General features: G+C 62.6%; 5 protein-coding genes. All 5 read left to right on the top strand.

Annotated elements, in window-relative coordinates:
- On the top strand, nt 1-155 hold a 155-nt coding region (locus tag RTX98_RS03205; RefSeq protein ID WP_312794524.1), incomplete at its 5' end, for a 23S rRNA (pseudouridine(1915)-N(3))-methyltransferase RlmH.
- 166 nt (nt 156-321) lie between these two features.
- Entirely contained in the window at nt 322-1,680 is a 1,359-nt protein-coding gene (locus RTX98_RS03200; RefSeq protein ID WP_312794516.1) for a murein hydrolase activator EnvC, read from the top strand.
- Nucleotides 1,670-2,995 (top strand): S41 family peptidase, encoded by a 1,326-nt coding sequence (locus RTX98_RS03195; protein ID WP_312794514.1) that lies wholly within the window; start codon nt 1,670-1,672, stop codon nt 2,993-2,995. The genes RTX98_RS03200 and RTX98_RS03195 overlap by 11 nt, the downstream gene beginning before the upstream one ends.
- A gap of 104 nt (nt 2,996-3,099) precedes the next feature.
- Nucleotides 3,100-4,290, top strand: a complete 1,191-nt coding sequence (locus RTX98_RS03190; protein WP_312794512.1) for a divergent polysaccharide deacetylase family protein — start codon at nt 3,100-3,102, stop codon at nt 4,288-4,290.
- Nucleotides 4,291-4,328: 38 nt separating this feature from the next.
- Nucleotides 4,329-4,886 (top strand): RNA pyrophosphohydrolase, encoded by a 558-nt coding sequence (locus RTX98_RS03185; protein ID WP_416223056.1) that lies wholly within the window; start codon nt 4,329-4,331, stop codon nt 4,884-4,886.
- The last annotated feature ends 96 nt before the right edge of the window (nt 4,887-4,982 follow it).

The raw sequence follows: 4,982 nt of genomic DNA, 5'->3' as shown, positions 1-4,982 counted from the left end.
CAGACGGCCATGAGGCCACCTTGCGCGATCAGGCAACCGCGCTGATTTCCTTCGGCGCGGCGACCTGGCCGCATCAGATGGTGCGCGTGATGCTTGGCGAGCAGCTTTACCGCGCCGCTACCATCCTGTCCGGCCACCCCTATCATCGCGTTTGAACGCCGCCTTGAAGGCCCCGCGTAAGCTCGCCTTGAGAAAGTGCGATTCGCTTGGGAAGAACGGCGGTGCAGCCGGGCCGATGGTTGATGCTTCCTTTACGAAGCCGACCTACGATCCGCGAATGGGGCGATCCGGTCCGAGGGATGAAGCGGCATGGTTTCAGGCATGGCATCGGCAGCATGGGGGAAGGGCGGTCTTTTGATCGCGCTCGGCCTGCTGCTGGCCTCTGCCGGCCCTCTCCATGCGCAGGAAGATGAAGCGGTGTCCACCGAACAGACGCAGCCTGACGATCCGGTTGCGGCGATCGAAGCGCGACGGGCGCAAACCCAAGCCGACTACGAACGCGCGCTGGACGACATCAAGCTGTCCGAAGATCGGATGGCCTCCATTTCGGCCGGCATCGCGACGCTGAAGAAAGACAGTGCTTCGGTGACGGCGGCGCTGATCCAGGCTGCGAAAACCGAAAAGAAGCTCGCCGAAGACGTCGAGGAGATCAGCGGAAGGCTGGTCGGCCTGCGTGGCGAGGAAGATGGCATCAAGGCCTCGCTGGAAGGCCGTCGCGCCGTGCTGGCGGAAGTGCTGGCGGCATTGCAGCGCATGGGCCTCAACCCGCCGCCGGCTATTCTGGTGAAGCCGGAAGACGCGCTGTCGTCCGTTCGCAGCGCCATTCTGCTCGGCGCTGTCGTGCCGGAGTTGCGCCAGGAAACCGAAACGCTGCTGGCGGATCTCAGGGAATTGTCGCGGGTGGCAGCCTCGATCGAGGCCGAGCGCGGCCGCTTGAACGCCACGGCGGAAGAGCAGGTGGCCGAAAAGCAGCGCCTCAGCATGTTGTTGGAAGAAAAGCAGCGGCTGCAAACCCAATCCGAAGCGGTGTATGCCGCCGAGCAGAAGCGATCCGAACAACTTGCGGCGTCCGCTTCCTCCTTCCAGGAACTGATCGCGAACCTGGAAAAGGAAGGGCAATCAGCAAGGGCTGCGGCGGAAGCTGCCGCCAAAGCGGAGGTCGAGCGGCTGGCGCGCGAAGAAGCCGAGCTCAACAAGCCCATTCCCGAGGCCTATCGCCTGTCGATGATTCCGTTTGCGGCCTTGAAAGGACAGATGAGCCTCCCAGCTACTGGGCGACGCACCGCGCGTTTCGGCGAAGCCGACAATAACGGCGGCGTGAGAATGGGAGACACCATTACAACACAATCCGGGGCAATTGTTACCGCACCGGCAGGGGGGAGCGTCTTGTATGCGGGACCCTTCCGGTCATACGGTCAACTCTTGATCCTCAATGCCGGCGACGGCTATCATGTCGTGCTGGCGGGGATGGGCAGAATCAGCGTGACGCTTGGCCAGGCCGTTTTGGCGGGTGAGCCGATCGGAGCAATGGGTGAAACGAGGGTCGCTGGCCCCGTTCCACTGAAGGACGGCAGCACCGGACCTGACCTTTATGTCGAGTTCCGGAAAGATGGAAAACCCGTGGACCCGACCCCCTGGTGGTCGGAGCGGATCGCTGGAAGGACTGCAAATGATTCGTAAGCTGTCGCTGTTGTTTGCCGGCGCCTTGATGGGCGCTTCGGCGATGAGCGTGGTCTACGGTGCGCCCGGCTCGACAGCGAATGCCGCGGGTTCCGAAACCTATCGCCAGCTGGCGATCTTCGGCGACATCTTCGAGCGCGTGCGCGCGCAGTATGTGACTCCGCCGGACGACAAGTCGCTTGTCGAGAATGCCATCAACGGCATGCTCACCTCGCTCGATCCGCATTCCTCCTACCTCAACCAAGAGGCAGCCAAGGATATGCGCGTCCAGACCAAGGGCGAGTTCGGCGGCCTCGGTATCGAAGTCACGATGGAAAACGACCTGATCAAGGTCATCACCCCGATGGATGAAACGCCCGCCGCAAAGGCCGGCGTTCTGGCGGGCGACCTGATTGCAGAAATCGACGGCCAGGAAGTGCGTGGCCTGTCGCTCAACGACGCCGTCGAGAAGATGCGCGGTCTGGTGAACACGCCGATCGAGCTGACGCTGATCCGCGATGGCGCGGACAAGCCGATCAAGCTCACCGTTATTCGCGACGTCATCAAGGTGAAAGCCGTGCGCGCTCGTGTCGAGGGCAATGTCGGCTATCTCAAGATCAACTCCTTCACCGAAAAGACGTTCGACGATCTGCAGGCTGGCATCAACACCATCCACAAGCAGCTGCCGGACGACAAACTCAAGGGCTATGTGATCGATCTGCGCTTGAACCCGGGCGGTTTGCTAGATCAGGCCGTCAGCGTATCGGACGCCTTTATCGACCGTGGCGAGATTGTTTCGACCCGCGGCCGCGATCCGCAGGACATTTCGCGCTTCGATGCGCGTCCGGGCGACCTGGTCAACGGCAAGCCGCTCATCGTTCTGGTCAATGGCGGTTCGGCGAGTGCGTCGGAGATCGTTGCCGGTGCCTTGCAGGATCACCGCCGCGCTACCGTGCTTGGCACCCAGTCCTTCGGCAAGGGTTCGGTCCAGACCATCATTCCGCTGGCCGAGAACGGCGCTTTGCGCCTGACAACGGCGCTCTATTACACGCCAGCCGGCAAATCGATCCAGGGCAAGGGCATTACGCCTGACGTCAAGGTCGACCAGCCACTGCCGGAAGAGTTCAAGGGCCGCGACAGCAGCCGTGGTGAGTCCGCTCTGCGCGGTCACATCAAGGGCGTGGAAGAAAGCGACGAGGGTTCGGGTTCGGCCTCCTATGTGCCGCCGGAAGCCAAGGACGACATCCAGCTGCAATATGCGCTGGACCTGATCCGCGGCGCCAAGACCGATGCCGCTTTCCCGCCGAACCCCGATAAGGCGGTGATGAACCAGTAAGCGCTGCGCGCTGATAGAAGTTATCATGTCCGGCGGAGGAACCCCTTCGCCGGACATTTGATTCCGGGATGATGCAAAAGCAGGTCTGAGGTCGATCGGGTCACATGGCGGGGCAGGAGCGGGGCGGAGACACGACGCGCATTCGGGACATCGACCTGCCGCTTGGCTTAGGCATTCGGGGTCCGGCGAAGCCGACGCGATCCCCGCGTTTCACGTCATCGTCGATGCTCACTACCGTGGTGGCTGTCGCGCTTGCCGGCAGTGCCGGCGCCATCGCCTTGCGCGATCGCGGCATTCGCATGCCGAGCGCTGCGGTGGTTTCCGTTCCCATGCAAACGGCCGCATCCGAGGCGGAACCCAGTCCCGCCCCGCGTCCCAGCCTGTCCAACGATCCGGCGGGCGGTCCAGCGATTATCCGGGTCAACCCGGATTCGGATCCCGCGCAAGGCACCACGATCATCCGCAGCACATCGGCGCCGGCACAGGACGCGCATATCGCGCATCTGCCGGATCAGGCGTTGATCGAAGCAGGCCCAGATGGACCGTTGCCGCAACGCGCGGCGGATGGGCGTCGACCGTTCGACGTTTATGCACGCCCGTGGTCAGGTGCTCGCGGTGCCCGCATTGCCTTGGTGATCGGCGGTCTTGGTGTCAGCCAGACCGGCACGCAGAAAGCGATTGAAAAGCTGCCGCCGGAGATCACGCTGGCTTTCGCATCCGGCGGCAACAGCCTGTCGCGCTGGATGGAGGCGGCGCGGCGAAACGGGCACGAGATCGTTCTCCAGGTGCCGCTCGAGCCGTTCGACTATCCGGCGGTTGATCCCGGCCGCGCGACGCTGACCGTGGATGCGCCGGCATCTGAGACGGTCGAGAACTTGCAATGGGTACTGGCCCGCACAACCAACTATGTCGGCGTCATGAACTATATGGGTGCCCGCTTTCTCGGCGAAACGCAGCCCGTTGGAACCATGATGGCCGAACTTGGTAAGCGCGGCCTGGCCTATGTCGATGATGGCTCGACCGCGCGGAATGAATCGCAACCTTTGGCCAAGGCGAACCGTGTGCCTTTCGCGGCGTCCGACATGCAGATCGACGCGGTGCGTGAGCGCGGCGAAATCCTTGGAAAGCTCGACGATCTCGAGCGCACCGCCCGCGCCAACGAGTTTGCTGTCGGCACCGGCTCGGCCTTTGACGTCACCGTGGACACGGTCACTGCCTGGGCCGCCGAAGTGCGCCGACGTGGCGTCGAGATCGTGCCAATCACCGCTGTAGCGGATGATCCTGAACGCCGCTGAAGGCTGCCTTCAAACTGTCAGGCGAACCGGCTATGCAGATGGGCATCCTTGAAGCGAGAGCCATCCCGATGAAGCCGCCTGTTGATCCTCAAACCCTGCCCTATCGTCCATGCGTCGGGATCATGGTGCTGAATAGCGCCGGGAAGGTCTGGGCTGGTCACCGTATCTCGGAAGAGGGCAGCGAAACGGCTGGCACGACGCAGCTCTGGCAAATGCCTCAGGGCGGCATTGATGAGGGCGAGGAAGCGCTGCTAGCGGCCTTACGCGAGATCTACGAAGAAACGGGCATGACGAGCCTGACGCTGCTCGAAGAGGCCCCTTATTGGATCAATTACGATCTACCGCCACATCTGGTCGGCGTGGCCTTTCAAGGGCGTTATAGAGGCCAAACGCAGCGCTGGTTCGCGTTCCGCTTCGACGGGGACGAAAGCGAGATCCAGATCAACCCACCGCCCGGAGGCCACACCGCGGAATTTGACGCTTGGGAATGGAAGGACATGGCTGAACTGCCGGACCTGATCGTGCCGTTCAAGCGCTCGGTCTATCTGCAGGTGGTAGATGTGTTCGGCCATCTTGCCGGTAAGCCACTCGCGTAAGCTGTTGCGGCTGACTACCCTAATGCCCACAAAAGGGGAGACGGGTGTAGCGATGCAGGATCGCAGATAAGGAAAAGGCGGCCCCTTTGCAGGTGC

Source organism: Tianweitania sp., from assembly GCF_032053605.1.
Lineage (GTDB): Bacteria > Pseudomonadota > Alphaproteobacteria > Rhizobiales > Rhizobiaceae > Tianweitania.
Note: the sequence above shows the minus strand (reverse complement) of the source record. Positions and strands in the feature narration are given on the sequence as shown.